This window comes from Streptomyces sp. NPDC088794, assembly GCF_044750545.1.
In the GTDB taxonomy this organism is placed as follows: domain Bacteria; phylum Actinomycetota; class Actinomycetes; order Streptomycetales; family Streptomycetaceae; genus Streptomyces.
The window spans coordinates 56,050-74,916 of the sequence record NZ_JBIVKB010000022.1; the positions used below are offsets into that span (position 1 = coordinate 56,050).

Here is an 18,867-nt window from a genome sequence, read left to right on the forward strand (position 1 = left end):
TAACTAATTGAGCTTTATGAGAATCAGGTCGTGGAGTGCCGAGCCCGACGGAGGACGCGCATGCCGGAGCAGGAGTACGAGACCGTGCGGGCCGAGGTGGTGGACCGGATCCTCACCGTCACGCTCAATCGGCCCGAGAAGCTGAACGCCTTCAACCCGCGGATGATGGGCGACCTTCTCGACGTCTTCGACGCGGCCGACGCCGACGACGACGTACGGGTGATCGTGGTGACGGGAGCCGGGCGCGGGTTCTGTGCGGGGGCCGATGTCAGTTCCGGCGGGTCGTCCTTCGACCACCGCAGGGCTGGAGCTTGGCACCGGGACACCGGCGGCCGGGTCGCGCTGCGGATCTTCTCCAGCACCAAGCCGGTCATCGCGGCGGTCAACGGCCCCGCGGCGGGCGTCGGGGCCAGTATGACCCTGCCGATGGACATCCGGCTGGCCTCGACCTCGGCGAAGTTCGGCTTCGTGTTCGCACGCCGGGGCATCGTGCCGGAATCCGCGGCGAGCTGGTTCCTGCCGCGGGCCGTGGGGATGCAACGGGCCATGGAATGGGTGGCCACCGGCCGCGTTTTCGGACCCGACGAGGCCCTGGCGGCCGGGCTGGTGCGCTCCGTCCACCCGCCGGAGGAGCTGCTGCCGGCGGCGTACGAACTAGCCCGGGAGATAGCCGACAACACCTCGGCGATCTCGGTCGCCCTCTCCCGTCAGATGATGTGGCGGATGCTCGGCGAGCCCCACCCGATGGCCGCGCACCGCCTCGACTCGCGGATCATGAGCCAGATCGGCGGCGGCCCGGACCCCGTGGAGGGCGTCGAGTCGTTCCTCGCCAAGCGGACGCCCGAGTTCCCGGGCCGGGTCAGCAAGGACATGCCGGCCCTCTACCCCTGGTGGCGGGAGGAGGAGTTCCGGCCCCTGGGGGAGTAGGCGTCGGCGTAAGCGCTAGTCGACTCATTGCCCCCTACGTGCTCCGGATCATGGCCGAAACATGCCGACCACCGTGTCGGTCCGAAGGGTGGCCCACCTCGCCCTCGACTCGAACCGGCCACGGTGTGACACTTTGACGGATCGATGAGATCTGTCCGAAACGTTGTCGTCGTTTTCCTGAAGTGTTAGCGTCCGGATGGCGGGCATTCAGTTGAATGCGTTAGCTATTCCGCCCGGGACGGTGACCATGAGCGATGGTTTCCTGCACGATTCTTTCCACGGTGTCGACTGGGGAGTCGCCACCGCGGACGCCATCGCGGCTCCGCCGCCGCCGTCGGCGGAGCTCGGGGGCCACTTCCGGCAGTGGACCGACGACATCCGGCAGCTCGTCGGCGTCACGCCCGACACGCACCGGATGGTCGCCGGCTGGCCGCTGCTCCAGCCCGACGGTCCCGGCAGCTGGGACCACGCGGCCCTGGACCGCTGCGACCGGGAGCTCGACTCCCTGCTCGCGCTCGGACTGCGCCCTTGCCTCACTCTCTTCGACCGGTCGCTGCCGTCCTGGCTGGAGAACTCCGGGGGCTGGCTCGACCGCGACACCGCCGAGCACTTCGCCGCCTATGCCGCCGAGCTGGGCCGCCGCTACGGCGACCGCGTCACCCGCTGGATCACCTCCACCGACCTGGCCGGACCCACCCTCGCCGACCACGTGGCCGGGATGTACACGCCGGGCAGGGGCATCGGCCGCGCCGGCCTGCCCGCGGTCCACCACATCCTGCTCGCCAACGGACTCGCCACTCGCGCGCTCCGCGCTGCCGGCGCGAGCGGCCGGATCGGGACCACGGTCACCCTCGTCGGCGGCTACGCGGCCACCGAGGACCCCTTCGACCGGCTCGCCCTGGACCGCCTGCTGAGCTGGACCAACCGCCTCTTCCTCGACCCCCTGCTGCACGGCGAGCACATGGTGACCGAGGGCGACGTCTCACCGATCGAGGACACCGGCTGTGTGCGCCCCGACGACCTGGATCTCATTGCCACCCCGCAGGACCTGCTCGGCCTGTCCTGGCACACCCCGTTCCGCGTCACCGCACCGGAGAACCTCGCCCGGGCCCTGCCGGCCGACAAGTGCCAGAGCAGGCTCAACGAGGTCAACCGCCTCCTCGTCGGCCTGGGCTTCGCGGTCGTCCCCTTCGACGACGTGGAGACGACGGCGTACGGCTGGCCCATCCTCCCCGAGGGCCTGGCCGACGCCGTCGCGGACCTCCACGACCTCTACGGCGACCTGCTGCCGCCGCTGTCCGTCGTCGACAACGGCATGGGCGACCTGGACCTCGTCGACGAGACCGGTCACAGCGACGACGCCCGCCGCCGGTCCCTGCTGCGCGCCCGGCTGTCCTGGCTGGGCCGGGTCATCGAGCGCGGTGTGGACGTCTGCGGCTACGAGTACTGGTCGGTGCTCGACAACCTGGAGGCGAAGTTCCGCTACACCCGCCTCTACGCGATGGCCGTCCCCGACCACGAGCCCCCGCCGCGCCCGCCGATGCCCTCGGACTGGCTGCGGGCCGGAGCCTTCGCGGGCCCTGAGACACCAGGTCCGGCGGCCGGGCTGACCCTGGTCCCGCCCGGCCCCCGGGATCAGCGCGTCGGAGCCTCGTAGTCCCGGCCGCGGATCAGCCGCACCGGCGTGTAGACGAGCACGTCCTCGTCCCGCTGGTTGCGTACGGTGATGCGGCTGGCCACCACGCCCCGGCCGGGCTTGCTCGACGGTCGGCAGCTGGTGGTCTCCACGACGGCGTACAGCGTGTCGCCGACGTAGACCGGTCCCCGCACGGTCAGTTCCATGTGCAGGAAGGCCAGACCCGTGCCGTGCAGCACGTTCGTCTGAAGGACCAGTCCCTCAGCGATGCAGTACGTCAGCGCGCCCGGGACCAGGCGTCCGGTGTAGCCGCCGTCGGCCGCGTGCGAGGCGTCCCAGAAGAGCGGTTCGTTGAAGCTGCCCCAGGTGACGAAGTTGACGAGGTCGGTCTCGGTGACCGTGCGGCGGGCGGTACGGAAGACCTGCCCGACCGGCATCTCCTCGTAGGTCAACCCCCTTACCAGCGGGGGGATTTCGGTTGCCGTGGTGGGCTCTGCCGTCATCGCGGGCTCCTCGTGCCTCGTCCTTGGTGCCTCGTGCGTCCGTGGGTCACAGGTCGATCGGGTGTTTGCCGCCCACGCCCTCGAAGTCCGGGGCGCGCTTCTCACGGTGGGCGGCGAGCCCCTCGACGACCTCGTGCCCGCCGAACCCGAAGAACTCCAGCCCCAGCGAGGCCTCGAAGAGCGGCTGAGCAGTGCGGTACCAGTGGTTGAGGGACCGCTTGGTCCAGCTCAGTGCGCTGGCGGGCCCGGCGGCCAGCAGGCTCGCGACCCGTAGGCCCTCCGCGTGCACGTCCTCGTCGTCCACGCACTTCGACACCAGGCCGATCCGCTCGGCCTCCTCGCCGGTCAGCGCCTCGCAGGTCAACAGGTAGTACTTGGCCTTGGCCATCCCGCACAGCAGCGGCCAGCAGATCGCCGCGTGGTCACCGGCCGCCACCCCGAGCCGCGTGTGCCCGTCGACGATCTTCGCTTTGCGTCCGGCGATCGAGATGTCCGCCAGCATGCCGACGACCAGCCCCGCACCGACCGCCGGACCATGGATCGCGGAGACCACCGGCTTCGAGCAGTTGATCACCCCGTAGACCATGTCGCGCGCCTCCCGCATCGTCCGGGCCCGCACGGCGTAGTCCTCGGTCATGACCTCGATGGAGTCGAAGGTCCCACCGGCCGAGAACGCCTTGCCGGCCCCCTGGACCAGCACCGCGCGGGTCTCCTCGTCCCGGTCGATGACGGACCAGACGTCGGCCAGCTCACCGTGCATGCGCGGATCGACGGCGTTGAGGTTCGGCGCGTCGAGCACGATGCGCAGTACACCGGGCGCGGGCCGCTCGAAGGTCAGGCTCGTGAACGGGGCGTAGGGATCGGTCACGTCGCGCTCCTGGTGCAATCGGTGCGGATACTATAATTATCTAACTGTATCGAGAGGCGGGCGGCAAGCGTCCGGCACACGGGTGCACCGAGGACGGGAAGCTCGGCATGGATCTCACCTTCAGCGAGGAACAGGACGAACTGCGCACGGTCGTACGGTCGTTCCTCACCCGGCACGCCACCGAGGCCGACGTGCGCCGCCTGGCCGCCGACCCGCGCGGACACGACCCGGGGACCTGGCGGCGGATGGCCACGGAGATCGGGCTCCAGGGGCTCGCCGTACCGGAGAAGTACGGCGGCTCCGGATTCGGCTACGTCGACCTCGGCGTCGTCTTCGAGGAGGCGGGCCGCGCCCTACTGTGCGCCCCGTACTTCGCCACCGTCGCCCTGGCCGCCGAGGCACTGCTGCGCTGCGACGACGAGATCGCCCGCACCGACCTCCTCCCGGGCATCGCCTCCGGCGAGACCGTGGCCACGCTCGCCCTCACCGAGGACAGCGGGCGCTGGGACGAGCCGGGCATCCTGCTCACCGCCCGTGCGGAAGCGGGCAGTTGGCGGCTCATGGGCACGAAGACGTACGTCCCCGACGGCCACCTCGCCGACCTGCTCCTGGTCGCCGCCCGCACCCCCGCCGGCGTCAGCCTCTTCGCGGTCACGACCGCCGACGCCCCGGGCCTCACCCGCACCCCGCTCCCGACCCTCGACCAGACCCGCAAACAGGCCCGCATCACCTTCACGGACACCCCCGCCCGTCTGCTGGGCACCGACGGCACGGCCTGGCCCGTGATCGAACGCACCCTCGCCACGGCCGCCGTCCTCCTGGCCGCCGAACAAGTCGGGGGAGCGGCGGCGGCGCTGGACGCGTCGGTCGCGTACGCCAAAATCCGTGAGCAGTACGGCCGCCCCATCGGCTCGTTCCAGGGCATCAAGCACAAGTGCGCCGACATGCTCGTCGAGATCGAGTCCGCCCGCTCGGCCGCGTACGCCGGACTGTGGGCCCTGGACGCCGGCGACGAGACGGAGATCGCCGTCGCGGCGGCCCTCGCCCAGGCCTTCTGCTCGGAGGCGTTCACCAAGGTCGCGGGCGACGGCATCCAGGTGCACGGCGGCATCGGCTTCACCTGGGAGCACCCCGCGCACCTCTACCTCAAGCGGGCCAAGAGCTCCGAAGTGCTGCTCGGCACCCCCGCGTACCACCGGGAACTGCTCGCCGCCCGGCTCGGCATCTGACGCCCAGGAGAAGCAGACATGGAAGTGGACTTCGGGCCCGCCGTACGCGACTTCCGCGACGAACTGCGGGACTGGTTCGCGGACCACCTTGTCGGGGAGTTCGCCGAGCACCGGGGCGTGGGCGGCCCCACCGACGGCGCGGCCTGGGACGTACGCCTCGCCTGGGACCGCGAGCTGTCCGCCGGGAACTGGCTCGGCGTGGGCTGGCCGAAGGAGTACGGCGGACGCGGCCTCGGACTCCTGGAAGAGATCGTCTTCGAGTACGAGTACGCCCGCGTCGACGCCCCCTACCGCGCCACCGTCAACGCCCTCGACCTGCTCGGCCCGATGCTCCTCGCGATGGGCGACGAGGCCCAGAAGAAGCGCTTCCTGCCCCCGGTCCTCGCCGTCGAGGAACTGTGGGGACAGGGCTTCAGCGAGCCCGGCGCGGGCTCCGACCTGGCCTCTGTGCGCACCCGCGCCGAGCGCGACGGCGACCAGTGGGTGGTCAACGGGCAGAAGGTGTGGACCTCGTTCGGCATCCACGCCGACTGGCTCTACGTCCTCACCCGCACCGACCCCGACTCCCGTCGCCATACAGGCCTGACTCTGCTGCTCCTGCCCACCGACCAGCCCGGCGTGGAGATCCGGCCCATCCGCAACCTCGCCGGCCAGGACGAGTTCGCCGAGGTCTTCCTCTCCGACGCGCGCACCGGCGCCGACATGGTCGTCGGCGAGGTCGGTCAGGGCTGGCGCACCGCGATGGCCACGCTCGGCATCGAACGCGGCACGACCCTGCTGCCCCAGCAACTCGGCTTCGAGCGGGAGGCCGCGACGCTGATCGAACTGGCCCGCACCCGAGGCGCGTTGGACGACCCCATGCTGCGCCGCCGGATCCTGGACGCCTGGATCTCCGTGCGCATCATGCGCACCACCAATCTGCGTACTCTCGCCGAACTGACCGCGGGCCGCACACCCGGTGCGCAGGCCACCACGGCGAAGCTGTACGCCTCGACACGCCACCAGCAACTCGGCCACCTGGTCATGGAGGTGGCCGGACCCGCCGGGCAGATCGTCGGCGAGGACTACGAACTCGACACCAGGCAGCGCTCGTTCCTGCTGTCCCTCGCGGAGACGATCTACGGCGGTTCGAGCGAGATCCAGCGCAACATCATCGGGGAGCAGCTCCTCGGTCTGCCCAAGGAGCCGCGGCCATGACCTCGACCGAGGACCGCCTCGACCGCCTCGAGTCCCACCAGGCCATCCAGCAACTGCCCATCCGCTACGCCCTGGCCGTCGACTCCCGCGACCTCGACGCCTGGGTCGGCTGTTTCCGCCCCGACGTCGACATGGGACGCCACGGGCGAGGGCGACAGGTCCTCCGGCAGCACATCGAGCCGCTGGTACGCGGTTTCCACCGGTCGGTGCACCAAATCTGCGGCCACCGCGTCGAGTTCACCGGCCGCGACACCGCGACTGGCGCGGTCTACTGCCGCGCCGAGCACGAGGTGGGGGACCGGTGGATCGTGATGGCGATCTGCTACTTCGACGACTACGCGCGCGTGGACGGCGACTGGTACTTCTCCCGACGCCGCGAACAGCACTGGTACGCGGCCGACGTGACCGACCGCCCTCAGGCGGTCGGCTTCAACGGCTGGGAGGGCGCGGGAGATCCGGCGCTGCCCGATGCCTTCCCCACCTGGACGGCCTTCTGGAAGGAGACGTGATGGCACGGTTGGCAGGCAGGACGGCGCTGGTCACCGGCGGAGGACAGGGCGTGGGCCGGGGCATCGCCCTGGCGCTCGCGGCCGAGGGCGCGGCCGTGGTCATCACCGGCCGTACCGAGAGCAAGCTCAAGGACACCGCCGGGGAGATCGCCGAGCGCGGCGGGCGGGCGTACACCGTCGTCGGGGACGTGGGGGAGCGGGACGACGTCGACCGGATGGTGGCCGAGACGGTACGGGAGTTCGGCGGCCTCGACGTGCTCGTCAACAACGCCCAGTCCTCGGTGCAGCGACCGCTGGAGAAGACGTCGTACGACGATGTCGAACTCACCTACCGCAGCGGGCCGTTGGCCGTCTTCCACGCGATGCAGGCCGCCCTGCCCCACCTGAGGGAGAGTCGGGGCAGTGTCGTCAACCTCGGTTCCTCGGCGGCGGTGCAGGGCGAGGCGACCTTCGCCGCGTACGCCATGGCCAAGGAGGCAATCCGTGGGCTGAGCCGGGTCGCCGCGCGGGAGTGGGGGCCGTACGGGATCCGGGTGAACGTCGTCTGCCCGGCCGCACTCAGCCCGGCGGCGGAGGACTATCTCGCCGCGCATCCGCGGAAGGCGGAGGAACTCGCGCGGGAGATCCCGCTGGGGCGGCTCGGCGACCCGGAGGCGGACATCGGCCGGGCGGTGGCCTCGCTGGTGAGCGATGACATGGCGTATCTGACCGGCGCGACGCTGATGTTGGAGGGCGGCCGGACCCTCATCGGGTGAGGTCCCTAGACGACACCCCGCGCACGCAGTCCCGTGAGCTGATCCACCGTCACCCCGACCAGCCCGCACAGGACTTCGGCGGTGTGCTCGCCCAGCGCGGGCGGCGGCGTGTAGCCCTCGACCGGGGTCGCCGTCAGCCGGATGGGATTGGCGAGCAGCGGCAGTGGGCCCGACACCGGGTCCTCGACCTCGACCAGCATCCCCCGGTGCCGGATCTGAGGGTCGGCGAAGACCTCGGGCATCTCGTTGAACGGGCCCGCCGGCACGTCGTGTTCGTCCAGGAGGGCCAGCCACTCGTCCCGGGTGCGGGTCCGCATGATGGCTTCGAGGACCGGCAGGATCTCCTCCCGGTGGGTGATCCGGGCGGAGGTGGTGGCAAACCGGGGGTCCTGGAGCAGGTCGGTGCGGTCGGCCGCCGTACAGAACGCGGCGAACTGCTTGTCGTTGCCCGCGACGAGGAACAGTGGCTTGTCCGCGCAGTGGAAGGCCTGGGAGGGGATTCCGCCGTAGCCGCCGTTGCCGCGCCGGCGCGGAACCTCCCCGGACACCAGGTAGTTCATCGCGAAGTGGGACAGCGAAGCCAGCCCGCAGTCCAGCAGGGAGAGGTCGACGAACTGGCCCTCGCCGGTGGCGTCCCGGTGCCGTAGCGCCGCCAGGACGGCCGTCGAGGCGTACAGGCCGGTGAGGATGTCGACCACGCTGACGCCGACCTTCATCGGCTCGGCGGGGTGCCCGGAGACGCTCATCATCCCGGACATGGCCTGGAAGATGCCGTCGTAGCCGGGGCGCCCCGCGTACGGGCCGGTCTGGCCGAAGCCGGTGACCGACAGATAGACCAGGCGCGGGTTGAGCGCCAGCAGGCTCTCGTGGTCAAGGCCGTACTTCGCCAGTGTCCCCGCGCGGAAGTTCTCCACCAGGACGTCCGAGCGGGCGGCGAGCGAGCGGATCAGCTCCTGCCCCTCGGCGGTGGCGTGATTGACCGTCACGGACCGCTTGTTGCGGTTGCAGGAGAGGTAGAAGGCCGCGGTGTCCGTCCCGGGGGCGAACGGCGGACCGTACGTCCGTGAGTCGTCGCCGGTGCCCGGCCGCTCGACCTTGATGACCTCCGCGCCGAGGTCGGCCAGCATCTGGGTGGCCAGCGGTGCCGCGAGGATGCGGGACAGGTCGAGGACGCGGATCCCGGCCAGGGCGGTCGACGGCATCGAGGTCTCCCTCTGTTCACAGACATCGAATGAGTTATATAAATAATACATCTGGCGCTCTGGCTGCGTCTCGGATGATTGCTTCAACTATCCAATTCATGTAACTATATGAACCGGCTGACCGGCCGAGACCGGAGGGCGTGCGGATGACCGTCGCGGCGAGGACCCTCACCGACCAGGAACAGCGCGAACGCCGCGAGTGGTTCCGGGCCCGCTGGGAGCGCGGCGTCGCGTTCAACCGCCTCTGCCAAGTGCGCATGGTCCGCTGGGACCCCGACGGCGTCGAGGTCGTCCTGCCCTACACCGAAGCCCTCTCAGCCCACGAAGGCGTCTTCCACGGCGGAGTGATCTCCGCGCTCATCGACACCGCGGGCGCGGGAGCCGTGATCGCCGGGCACGACTTCCAGAAGGGGAGTCTGCTCAGCACCGTCTCGATGTCCGTGCAGTACCTCGCGCCCGCCCGGGGCCCGGAGGCCGTGGCCTACGCGCGCTGCGTCCGACGGGGCCGCAGGCTGCACTTCGCCGACGTCGACGTGATGACCGACGGGATCGTCTGCGCCCGGGGGCAGGTGGTGGTGACGATCTCCGGCGAGCGACCGCGCGTCGGAGAACCCATCGACCCCATCCATCCCATCGACGCCATCGAACCGCTGACCGAGGAGTGACGCGATGCCGGACGAACCCGACCGAGACCTGGTCCTGTACGAGGTCGACGAGGACGGTGTCGCCACCGTCACCCTCAACCGGCCCGAGCGCAAGAACGCGTGGAGCCTCCCCATGGAGCGCCGCTTCTTCGCCCTCCTGGACGAGGCCGCCGCCGATCCCGCCGTCCGCGTCGTGATCGTCACCGGCGCCGGCCGGGCGTTCTGCCCAGGCATGGACGTCCAGCGCCTGGAACAGAACGCGCAGCCGGGCCAGTCCCTCAACCTCCAGGCCCGCGTGCCCATGTACAGCAGGCGGACCATGCCCAAGCCGCTCATCGCGGCCGTCAACGGCGCCTGCGCGGGCATCGGCCTGGTCCAGGCCCTGATCTGCGACGTCCGCTTCGCCGCCCGCGGGGCACGCTTCACCACCGCCTTCACCCGCCGCGGCCTCGCCGGCGAGTACAACCTCCCCTACGTGCTGCCGCGCGTCGTCGGCCTGGAGAACGCCCTCGACCTCCTGCTGTCCGGCCGCGTCTTCGACGCCGACGAGGCGAAGCAACTCGGCGTGGTCAGCCGGGTCGTGGAGCCCGAGGACCTGCTCGACGCGGCCCGCGCCTACGCCCGCGACATCGCCCGCAACTGCTCACCGCGCGCCATGGCCGTCGTACGCCATCAGGTGTACGGCGACCTCGACCGGCCCTTCACCGAAGCGCTCGCCCGCTCCTACTCCGCGATGGAGTTCTTCGCGGGCTCCCCGGACTTCCGTGAAGGCGTGGCCAGTTTCGTGGAAAAGCGGGAGCCCAAGTTCGAGGGACTGCCCCCGGACTTCGACCCGGACGAGGCCACCCGCGACGCGTTCCTGCCGTACTGACCGAGGAGTTGGAAGATGACAGGGCAGCCCTTCCCGGTCGAGGCCGGGCACATCCTGGCGTTCGCCCGGGCCATCGGTGACGAGAATCCGGCGTATGTCGGCGAGGGCGCGCTCGCGCCGCCCACCTTCACCATGGCGAGCGCCCACCACGATCCCGACTACCGGCTGCGGCCCAAGTCGGGGGAGGAGTGGTTCGGGTCCGGCGCGCGGCCAGGCGTGATGCCCGAGGGCGGTGGCGGCCTGCACGCCGAGCAGCACTTCGAGTACCACCGGCCGGTGCGCGCGGGGGAGACCCTGTACGCCACCACCGTCACCGGACGCAGCTGGGAGAAGCAGGGCCGCACCGGCCTGCTGCTGTTCAGTGAGCGCATCACCGAGTACAGGGACGCCGACGGCGAACCGGTCGTCAGCGCACGCACCGTGGCCGTCGTGCCCGAGGGCCCCGCAACCCGGAAGGACGCCCGATGACCCTGAGCGTCGACGACGTCAAGGTCGGCGAGACGCGCGAGAGCGTGCTGGTCGACGACCTGAAGCGGACCCGGATCGTGCAGTACGCGGGCGCGTCCGGCGACTTCAACCCGCTGCACACCGACGAGCGGTTCGCCACCGAGGTCGCTGGATACCCCGGCGTCTTCGCCCACGGCATGCTGACGATGGGCATGACGGGACGCGTCCTGACCGACTGGGTCGGCGTCGAATCGTTGCTGACCTTCGGGGTGCGCTTCAAGGCCCAGGTGTGGCCGGGCGACACCCTGACCGCCACGGCGACCGTCGAGTCGGTCGAGGACACGCCGGACGGCCCGGTCGCCCACTTCTCGCTGCGAACCGTCACCCAGGACGGCGCCGAGGTGGTCACCGGCACCGCTTCGGCCCTGCTGGAGCCCTGAACCCGTGGGTGGCGAGGAGGAGTTCACCTGGACGACGACGGTGGCCGCCGCCTACGACCACTCCCGTCCCGCCGTCCGGTTCGAGGACCTCACCTGGACCGGACACGAACTCCTCGACCGGGCGGCCGGCGCCGCAGAGTGGCTGGACACCCTCGGCCTCGACCTCGGCGCCCCGGTACCCGCTCTGGCCGCGACCTCGGCCGACGCCCTCGCGCTCGTCATCGGCGGCGCCGGGTCAGGCCACCCGCTCGCCCCGCTCGGCGTCCGTATGACGCCGTACGAGATCGCGGCAGTGGTCGAGGCGTCCGGGTCCCAACTCTTCGTCGCGCAGCCCGAGTTCGCCGAACTCGGCGAACAGGTCGCCGAGCTGTCCAGCTGCCGGGTCGTTGTCGTCCCCGAACTCCGCCCCAGCACAAGGCCGTTGAGTGCCGAGCCGGACGACCTCGCCGTCGTCCTGCACACCTCCGGCACGACAGGCCTCCCCAAACCCGTCCGCATGACCCAACGCCGCCTGGCCGCCCGCGCCCGCGTCAACGGCCGCCTCTGCGCGCTCGATCCGGACGGTTTCTACGGGGGCAGCGCCCCCTTCCACCACATCGCCGGCCTCGGCAACATCGCCGTCGCCCTGGCCGCGGGCGCGCTGATCACCGGCCTGCCCCGCTTTTCCGTCGAGGGCTGGGCTCTGCTGCGCGAGCTCGGCGTCACCCACACCAGCATGGTCCCGGCGATGCTGGAGACCCTGCTGACGGCGGGCCAGGCACACCACGAGACGCTGCGGGTCCTCCAGTACGGCGGCGCTCCCGTACGCCCCGGCACCCTGCGCCGGACGTACGAGGAGATGCCCGGCGTCCGCATGCTCAACATGTTCGGGCAGACCGAGGGCTCGCCCATCAGCGTGCTCACCCCCGAGGACCACCGGGAGGCGGTCGCCGGACGCGCCGAACTGCTGCGGTCCGTGGGACGGCCCGCCCCCGGCGTCGAGTTGCGGGTGCGGGACACCGGACCGGACGGCATCGGTGAGATCCACGCCCGTGCCGACCATTTCTTCCGGTTCGACGCCGAAGGCTGGCTGCACAGCGGTGACTTGGGCCGTGTAGGCGAGGACGGCTACCTCTATCTGTACGGCCGCGGCACCGACATGATCATCCGGGGCGGCGAGAACGTCCACCCGCTGGAAGTCGAGACCGTCCTGGCCGCACACCCCGACGTCGCGGACGTGGCCGTCACGGGTGCCCCCGACGAACGGCTCGGACAGACCGTCGTCGCCTTCGTCGTGCCGGCCGACCTCGACGCCCCGCCCGAACCCGCCTCGCTCAGGGCGCACGCCCGCACCCGGCTGTCCGGATTCAAGGTCCCCGTCCGCTGGTGGTTCGTGGACCACCTGCCGCGCAACGCCAACGGCAAGGTCGTACGGCAGCGACTGCGCGAGCCCGGCCAAGGAGAAGCCCATGACTGACCACTCCGTCGTCGACCCGGAGAGCGTGGGGGTGGACCCGTACCGGCTGGACGTCCTGCTGCGCCGGATCCGGCTGGAGGTCGAGCACGGACCGCTGCCGTCGGCGCAGGTCGCCGTCGCGCGGGGCGGTCGCCTGGTGGCGTTCGAGACCTGGGGGGACGCGGGACCGGACACCCGGTACGTCCTGCAATCCGTTGGGCGGTCGATCGTCGCCGGTGTCGTGTGGAAGCTGCTCGGTGAGGGACTCCTGCACCTGGACGAGCAAGTCGCCTCGATCATCCCGGAGTTCGCGCCGAACGGGAAGGAGACGGTGACCGTCGAGCAGGTGCTCACACACACCGCCGGCTTCCCCTTCGCCCCTCTCGGCTTCCCGAAGATGCTGGACCGCGAGCAACGGCTCGCCGCCTTCGGGCGCTGGCGGCTCGACACCCCGCCGGGCACCCGCTTCCAGTTCCATCTCACGGCCGCCGCCTGGCTGATCGCCGAGATCGTCGAGCGGCGCACGGGGCTGCCCTTCGCCGACTACCTCCGCGAGCGGATCGCCCGGCCGTTGGGTCTGACCTCGATCGAACTCGGCGTCCCGGTCAACCGACAACCCGGCACCGTCGCCCCGATGACCGCCACCGACCGCACCGACGACACCCAGGAACCCGACCCCTGGGGGCCGTGGTACCTCGCCGACCCCCGCGTCCTGGCGGCCGGCGAACCCAGCCATGCCCTGGTCGCCACCGCCGCGGATGTCGCCCTGTACTTCCAGGCGTTGGAGCACTCGGGCCTGTGGAAGCCGGAGGCGGTTGCGGAGGGCACCCGGATCCGGCTGACCCAACTCCCGTACGGGGAGCAGATCTACGGGGGTGGCGGCAGCCGCCGTACCAGCATGGGACTGTTCGTGACGGTGGCCGGTCCGGACGCCGGCAGCCAGCTGCCCTCCACCGGCTCGCCGTCGCTCTTCGGCAGCGCGGGCGCCGCCTACCAACTCGGCTTCATGGACCCGGAGTCCGGCCTGTCCTTCGCCTGCCTGAGCAACGGCTACCCGCTGGCCGGCTACGACCACTCCCGGCGCGGCACGGCGCTGCTCACCAACATCGCGAACCTGGCGGCGGACCTGGTCCGATGACCCGGTCCGCCGCCAGGCGGGGAAGTGCGTGGTTCAGCGGCTGATCAGCTGCTGGGCGTTGTTGTACATGATGTCGTCCTGGATCGACTCGTCGAGTTCCGCGAGGAGTTTGCGGTAGTCGGCCGGGTTGGCGATGCCCTCAGCGTGCGGGAAGTCCGAGCCCATCACGATCGACTCGTGGTAGCCGAGCCGCTTGACCAGGCTCGGGATGTCGTCCTCCGGGTAGGGCACCACGCGGATGTGTTTGCGGAACACCTGGCTGGGTCGCTCCGTCAACTGGCCGCCGATCCACGGGCCGTTGCGACCCATGCCGCGGCTCTTGTCCATGTGCCGGACGAAGTGGGGCACCCACTCGGCGCCGAACTCGGAGACCAGGACGTTGATGTCGGGGAAGCGTCCGAAGAGATTGTCGAAGATGAGCGCGGACAGCGTCTCCTCGATGGGGCGCTGGCCGTAGGTGTTCATCCACTGCCAGGCAGACATCCGGAAGTGGATCGGGCTCGCGTCATGACCCCAGGCGGGGGCGACGTGCGAGTTGTAGTAGAACTCGCTGATGTGGTAGCAGACGCTGGCCTTGGCCTCGTTGACCAGTTTCCAGAACGGGTCGAAGTACGGGTCGCCCGGTGAGCGGCCGTACTGCGGCCCGGTCGGCAGCATGATGAACCGGGCGCCCTGGTCCAGGACGTACTCCAGCTCCTTGACCGCGTGGTCGAGGTCGCGCAGGGACAGCAGCGCGGGGGAGTAGATGCGGTCCTGGTGGTTGAAGCCCCACACCTCGTTCATGTAGCGGTTGAACGAGTGGTAGTTGGCGTAGAGCGGCTCGACGCCCTGTACGTACTCCTCGGCGACCAGTGCCCACCCGCCCGGGTAGATGATCGTCTGGTCCAGGCCCTGCTCGTCCATGACGCGCAGCCGGGCCTCGCGGTTCTGGTACGACTCGTGCATCGGCTCGAACTGGTACGTCTCGTCGGGGTTGCCCGAGGCCATCGCCTTGAGCATCTCCTTGAGCGAACCGGGCCGGTAGACCTGCCCGAACTCCGGCTCCAGGCAGACCACGATCCGGTCCCCGGCGAGGATCACCTCGCGGCCGTCCGGGAGTGTCACCGGGGCCACTGCCTGGCCGAGGAACTCCTTCGGGAGGTAGCGGGTGAAGGAGTCCCGTTCCTCGTACATGTGCTGGTCGCAGTCGAAGATGCGCTTACGCTGTTCGGCCATGGCCGTCGCCTCCGGACCCCAGATCTATTCAGTATGCCTCCTATAATTATCTAACTGTTTCGGAGACGCAAGGGGTGAGGGTGGGAACGGCTCGGTGAGCCTCGATCCGCGCGGTCGGCCGACGAAGGTCCGCCCGGTCGGTCGATGAGGATCCGCCCGGTCAGTCGATGAGTTCGAGCACCGTCTTGGGGCCGGCTCCGTTCACCACGTCGTCGGCGCCGCTGATGTGGCGCTGCCACAGCTTCTCGGCCTCGTCCGCCTTGCCGGACTCGATCAGACCGACCAGTCGCACATGGGCCCGGTGCCCCTTCAGGGCCTGCGCCTTCTGGGTCTCGGCGTCGGTGGCGGCCGCGGTGTACGAGGCGTTGGCCCGGTCGATGATGTTGCGCAGCATGCCGCACAGGAGGATCAGCGTCTGGTTGCCGGTCAGCTCGACCAGCAGGGCGTGGAAGGTGTCCTGGGCCTCGACCAGGCCCAGTGGGTCGTCCAGGACGGTCTTCTCGGCCGCCACCGCGTCGCGCAGTCGCTTGATGTCGTCCGCCGTGTGCTTGGCGGCCAACTGGCGCACGCACGGCGGCTCGATGACGGCCGCGGCGCGGTAGACGTCGCCCAGGGTGGCGCCGCGGTATTCGAGGATCAGGCCGGCGAAGCGGGCCGCGACATCGGAGTCCGGCGCACTCACCCGGGCGCCGCCGTGCGCACCGCGCCGCACCGTGATCAGCGACTCCGACTCCAGGACGCGGAACGCCTCGCGCAGCGTCGGCCGCGAGATGCCGAACTGCTCCATCAGCCCCGACTCCGGCGGCAGGGCGTCGCCCGGCTTCAGCTCGCCCCGTACGATCTGGCGGCGAAGCTCCGCGGCGACCAGCTCGGCGGTCTTCGGGACACGCACCTGGCGTCCGACGCGGCCACGCGCGGGTACGGGCACGGTGGGCGTTTCTGCGCGGGCTGCCTCGGCCACGGCGGGCTCCTCCGTCATATAGCAAAATGAATCGTCTTAGTGCATCGAGGGTACCAGGTCAAGGGTTGGGTGATCTTCTGTCGGCGGGGCCTGATCTGGCGTCTGGGTCATGGTTGGGTATATAGATGATTCATCTAGCTATAAAGCCAACGCGGGCTCTGGGAGTGACCTCGATGAACGAGCATGCGGCCCCGGTGATCCTCAGCGAGCTGACCGGCGACGGAGTCATGCTGCTCACCCTGAACCGGCCCGAGCGGCACAACGCCTGGACGCTGGAGATGGAACTGCTCTACAACGAGCTGTTCGACCGCGCCGAGGCGGATCCGGCGGTACGGGCCGTCGTCCTCACCGGCGCGGGACGCAGCTTCTGCCCGGGGATGGACATGAGCGTGCTGGACGGCGCGTCCTCCGGTGCGCGCCCATGGCCGACCGACCGGTTGCCGCCGCGTACCCGGCCCATGTCGTTCCCCAAGCCTCTGGTGGCCGCCGTCAACGGCGCCTGTGCCGGCATCGGCTTCAACCAGGCGCTCATGTGCGACGTGCGGTTCGCCGTGCCGGGCGCCAAGTTCGCCGCCGCGTTCAGCGCGCGCGGACTGGTGGCGGAGGACGGCGTCTCGTGGCTCCTGCCCCGGCTCGTCGGCTACGGGAACGCGAGCGACCTGCTGCTGTCCTCACGCCGGATCGCCGGAGCGGAGGCGGAGGCGATGGGCCTGGTCAACCGTCTCGTCGAGCCGGAGGAACTGCTCCCGGCCGCGCTCGCGTACGCCACGGAACTCGCCCGCTCGGCCAGTCCGTACGCGATGTCCCTCATCAAGCGGCAACTCGTCGACGACCAGGCGAGAAGCTTCACCGAGAGCCGCGACACCGCCGCCGCGCTGCTGGCCACGGCGAAACGCGCCCCGGACTACCGCGAGGGCGTGCGCAGCTTCATCGAACGCCGACAACCGGAGTTCGCCGGTCTGGGGGAGAACGTGCCGGAGCCGGTGGAGGCATCGTCATGAGCCGCACCGAACTCCCCCTGCACCGCCGGACCATCACCGTCACCGCCCACCAGGAGCCCAGCGGCGAGGAGATCTCGGTCGAGGCGGAGTTGCGGGACGAGCGGCCGTGGGCCGAGCCGGAGGCCGCCGACATCCACCGGATGGTGCTGGCGGTGCGGGTACGCCTCGCGGACCTGACCATCGTGGCCGCCGACGCGGACATGCTGACGTTTCCGCACGCCGAGTGCCCGTTCATCACCCCGGTTTTCGACAGCCTGGTCGGCCTCTGCGTCGGCTCCGGCTACAACCGGGCGATCCAGGAGCGGTTCCGCGGTGTCCTCGGCTGCTCCCACCTCCACGAACTGGCCCGGGTGCTGGGCCCCGCCGTGGTGCAGGCGGCCATGTCGGCGAACGCGCGCCGTCGTGACGCGGGCGAGCCCGCGAACGGCCCGCGCGCCACGGCCGGCGTGCTGAACAGCTGCCACATCTGGGCACCGGACGGCGTGGGCCTGCGCAAGCTCGACGCGGGCTGGCGCCCGGGGACCGGCCCGCGTCCGGTTCCCGGCCTCGACGCCTTCGAGCGGCCTACGGGTTCGTGAGCCTCGGCTCGCGCGGCAACCCCAGTACCTTCTCGGCGAGGATGTTCCGCTGCACCTGCGAAGTGCCCGCGTAGATCGTCCCGGAGCGGGCGATCAGGTATGTCGTCGACCAGGATGCCGAGGAGTTCGCGGCGCCGGGATCGTCCGTGCGGTAGGTGCGCAACGGAGGGCGGCCTACCGGTACTTGAGCGTGCAGACCCATGATGTCCATCGCCAGATCGGTGACCTTCGTGTGGTACTCGCTCCAGTACAGCTTGGCGATCGACGACTCGGGGCCGGGCTCCGCGCCCTTGAGCCAGCCGGTGAGGATCCGGTAGCCGAGACAGCGCATGATCTCGACCTTGGACCAGCACCAGGCGATCCGCTGCCGGATGACCGGATCCTGGTCCTTCCCGTACAAGCGGGCCAGTTCCACCAGGCGTTGCACCTCGGCCCGGAACAGGATCGGGTTGGTCGCCGCCTCCTCCCCGCGCTCCACGCCCAACAGGCTTTGGGCGACGGTCCAGCCGTTGTCGACGCCGCCGACGACGAGGTCGGCGCGGGTGCGGGCGCCGTTGAAGAAGACCTCGTTGAAGTGGAGTTGGCCGCTCATCATGCGGAACGGCCGTACCTCGACGCCGGGTTGGTCCAGCGGGACGAGGAGGAAGGAGATACCGCGGTGCTTGGGGGCGTCGCGGTTCGTGCGGGCCAGTACGAAGATCCAGTCGCTGTGGTGGGCGCCGGACGTCCACACCTTCTGGCCGTCGATCACCCACTCGTCGCCGTCGCGGACCGCACGCGTCGTCAGGGAGGCGAGGTCCGAGCCCGCGTCGGGCTCCGAGTAGCCCTGGCACCAGGTGTCCTCGCCACTGAGGATGCGCGGCAGGAAGTGGCTGCGCTGCTCGTCCGTTCCCCAGCGCAGCAGTGTGTTGCCCAGCATCTTCACGCCGAAGGTGTCCTGCGGCAGCCCGAACGGCACACCGGCCAGGGCCAGTTCCTCCATCAGGACCACCTGGTGGAGCTTGGACAGGCCACGGCCGCCGTACTGCTCGGGCCAGGTGAGGGAGAGGAAGCGGTGCTCGGCGAGCAGGCGCCGCCAGTCCCGGGCGAAGGCCCAGGCGGCCTCCTCGTCGAGCGCGCCGATGCCCTTCCAGTCCGGCGGCAGCGCCTCGGCGAGGAACCCCTTGACCTCGGTGCGGAACGTCTCGGTCTCCGCCGGATAGCTGATGTCCACCCGTGTGCTCCCCTCGCCCGGCCTCGCCCGCCCAGCCGATCGTTGTATTGATTGTTTCAGCATAATAGGTTATCTATTTAGAAGAAATAGCGAGGGAC

The 18,867-nt window shown here is 70.3% G+C and carries 20 protein-coding genes; 14 read left to right on the forward strand and 6 right to left on the reverse strand.

Annotation, left to right across the window (positions count from 1 at the left end; all coding sequences use genetic code 11):
- Window positions 1-60: 60 nt before the first annotated feature.
- On the forward strand, window positions 61-927 hold the full coding sequence (locus tag ACIP6U_RS42980; protein ID WP_401728400.1) for a crotonase/enoyl-CoA hydratase family protein: 867 nt from the start codon (window positions 61-63) through the stop codon (window positions 925-927).
- Window positions 928-1,174: 247 nt separating this feature from the next.
- Complete coding sequence (locus ACIP6U_RS42985; RefSeq protein ID WP_401728401.1) at window positions 1,175-2,584, forward strand: glycoside hydrolase family 1 protein; 1,410 nt, start codon at window positions 1,175-1,177, stop codon at window positions 2,582-2,584.
- Here ACIP6U_RS42985 and ACIP6U_RS42990 read toward each other — a convergent pair.
- Window positions 2,563-3,066, reverse strand: a complete 504-nt coding sequence (locus tag ACIP6U_RS42990) for a MaoC family dehydratase (protein ID WP_401728403.1) — start codon at window positions 3,064-3,066, stop codon at window positions 2,563-2,565. The two genes, ACIP6U_RS42985 and ACIP6U_RS42990, sit on opposite strands and share 22 nt — an antisense overlap.
- A gap of 46 nt (window positions 3,067-3,112) precedes the next feature.
- Window positions 3,113-3,934, reverse strand: a complete 822-nt coding sequence (locus tag ACIP6U_RS42995; protein ID WP_401728404.1) for an enoyl-CoA hydratase/isomerase family protein — start codon at window positions 3,932-3,934, stop codon at window positions 3,113-3,115.
- Window positions 3,935-4,041: 107 nt separating this feature from the next.
- Between ACIP6U_RS42995 and ACIP6U_RS43000 the strand changes: the two genes are divergently transcribed.
- From ACIP6U_RS43000 to ACIP6U_RS43015, 4 genes are read left to right on the forward strand one after another with little or no spacing between them, the layout of a single operon-like run.
- On the forward strand, window positions 4,042-5,163 hold the full coding sequence (locus ACIP6U_RS43000; protein WP_401728406.1) for an acyl-CoA dehydrogenase family protein: 1,122 nt from the start codon (window positions 4,042-4,044) through the stop codon (window positions 5,161-5,163).
- Between the two features lie 18 nt (window positions 5,164-5,181).
- Window positions 5,182-6,360: an acyl-CoA dehydrogenase family protein gene (locus tag ACIP6U_RS43005; RefSeq protein ID WP_401728407.1), complete on the forward strand. Its 1,179-nt coding sequence runs from the start codon at window positions 5,182-5,184 to the stop codon at window positions 6,358-6,360.
- The gene (locus ACIP6U_RS43010; protein ID WP_401728408.1) at window positions 6,357-6,869 is read left to right on the forward strand and encodes a nuclear transport factor 2 family protein; all 513 of its coding nucleotides are present in this window, start codon (window positions 6,357-6,359) and stop codon (window positions 6,867-6,869) included. The genes ACIP6U_RS43005 and ACIP6U_RS43010 overlap by 4 nt, the downstream gene beginning before the upstream one ends.
- Window positions 6,869-7,624: an SDR family NAD(P)-dependent oxidoreductase gene (locus ACIP6U_RS43015; protein ID WP_401728409.1), complete on the forward strand. Its 756-nt coding sequence runs from the start codon at window positions 6,869-6,871 to the stop codon at window positions 7,622-7,624. Before ACIP6U_RS43010 ends, ACIP6U_RS43015 begins: the two co-directional genes overlap by 1 nt.
- Window positions 7,625-7,629: 5 nt before the next feature.
- Here the strand turns inward: ACIP6U_RS43015 and ACIP6U_RS43020 are convergent, their stop codons facing one another.
- The gene (locus ACIP6U_RS43020; RefSeq protein ID WP_401728410.1) at window positions 7,630-8,826 is read right to left on the reverse strand and encodes a CaiB/BaiF CoA transferase family protein; all 1,197 of its coding nucleotides are present in this window, start codon (window positions 8,824-8,826) and stop codon (window positions 7,630-7,632) included.
- 146 nt (window positions 8,827-8,972) lie between these two features.
- On the opposite strand from ACIP6U_RS43020, the gene ACIP6U_RS43025 reads away from it, so the two are divergent.
- The 6 genes from ACIP6U_RS43025 to ACIP6U_RS43050 are packed head-to-tail and all read left to right on the forward strand — an operon-like array spanning window position 8,973 to window position 13,801.
- Complete coding sequence (locus tag ACIP6U_RS43025) at window positions 8,973-9,491, forward strand: PaaI family thioesterase (RefSeq protein WP_401728411.1); 519 nt, start codon at window positions 8,973-8,975, stop codon at window positions 9,489-9,491.
- 4 nt (window positions 9,492-9,495) lie between these two features.
- A complete protein-coding gene (locus ACIP6U_RS43030; RefSeq protein ID WP_401728412.1) occupies window positions 9,496-10,341 on the forward strand; it encodes an enoyl-CoA hydratase-related protein in 846 nt (281 codons plus the stop codon).
- Window positions 10,342-10,356: 15 nt separating this feature from the next.
- Window positions 10,357-10,809, forward strand: a complete 453-nt coding sequence (locus tag ACIP6U_RS43035; protein WP_401728414.1) for a MaoC family dehydratase N-terminal domain-containing protein — start codon at window positions 10,357-10,359, stop codon at window positions 10,807-10,809.
- Window positions 10,806-11,228: a MaoC/PaaZ C-terminal domain-containing protein gene (locus ACIP6U_RS43040; protein ID WP_401728415.1), complete on the forward strand. Its 423-nt coding sequence runs from the start codon at window positions 10,806-10,808 to the stop codon at window positions 11,226-11,228. The genes ACIP6U_RS43035 and ACIP6U_RS43040 overlap by 4 nt, the downstream gene beginning before the upstream one ends.
- Window positions 11,229-11,232: 4 nt before the next feature.
- On the forward strand, window positions 11,233-12,684 hold the full coding sequence (locus ACIP6U_RS43045) for a class I adenylate-forming enzyme family protein (protein ID WP_401728417.1): 1,452 nt from the start codon (window positions 11,233-11,235) through the stop codon (window positions 12,682-12,684).
- On the forward strand, window positions 12,677-13,801 hold the full coding sequence (locus ACIP6U_RS43050) for a serine hydrolase domain-containing protein (protein WP_401728418.1): 1,125 nt from the start codon (window positions 12,677-12,679) through the stop codon (window positions 13,799-13,801). Before ACIP6U_RS43045 ends, ACIP6U_RS43050 begins: the two co-directional genes overlap by 8 nt.
- A 33-nt stretch (window positions 13,802-13,834) precedes the next feature.
- Here ACIP6U_RS43050 and ACIP6U_RS43055 read toward each other — a convergent pair whose 3' ends face one another.
- Both ACIP6U_RS43055 and ACIP6U_RS43060 read right to left on the reverse strand, forming a co-directional pair.
- Window positions 13,835-15,016 carry an amidohydrolase family protein gene (locus tag ACIP6U_RS43055; protein ID WP_401728419.1) on the reverse strand — a complete coding sequence of 394 codons (1,182 nt, stop codon included), beginning with the start codon at window positions 15,014-15,016 and terminating at the stop codon, window positions 13,835-13,837.
- Window positions 15,017-15,176: 160 nt separating this feature from the next.
- Window positions 15,177-15,977 (reverse strand): FCD domain-containing protein, encoded by an 801-nt coding sequence (locus tag ACIP6U_RS43060; RefSeq protein ID WP_390938528.1) that lies wholly within the window; start codon window positions 15,975-15,977, stop codon window positions 15,177-15,179.
- Window positions 15,978-16,150: 173 nt separating this feature from the next.
- Here ACIP6U_RS43060 and ACIP6U_RS43065 point away from each other — a divergent pair, with 173 nt between their 5' ends.
- Together ACIP6U_RS43065 and ACIP6U_RS43070 are read left to right on the forward strand one after the other, a co-directional pair.
- Window positions 16,151-16,978 (forward strand): enoyl-CoA hydratase-related protein, encoded by an 828-nt coding sequence (locus ACIP6U_RS43065; protein WP_401728421.1) that lies wholly within the window; start codon window positions 16,151-16,153, stop codon window positions 16,976-16,978.
- Entirely contained in the window at window positions 16,975-17,556 is a 582-nt protein-coding gene (locus ACIP6U_RS43070) for a DUF2889 domain-containing protein (protein ID WP_401728422.1), read from the forward strand. Before ACIP6U_RS43065 ends, ACIP6U_RS43070 begins: the two co-directional genes overlap by 4 nt.
- Here ACIP6U_RS43070 and ACIP6U_RS43075 read toward each other — a convergent pair.
- A complete protein-coding gene (locus ACIP6U_RS43075) occupies window positions 17,543-18,769 on the reverse strand; it encodes an acyl-CoA dehydrogenase family protein (protein WP_401728423.1) in 1,227 nt (408 codons plus the stop codon). The genes ACIP6U_RS43070 and ACIP6U_RS43075 overlap by 14 nt on opposite strands.
- Window positions 18,770-18,867 lie beyond the last annotated feature (98 nt).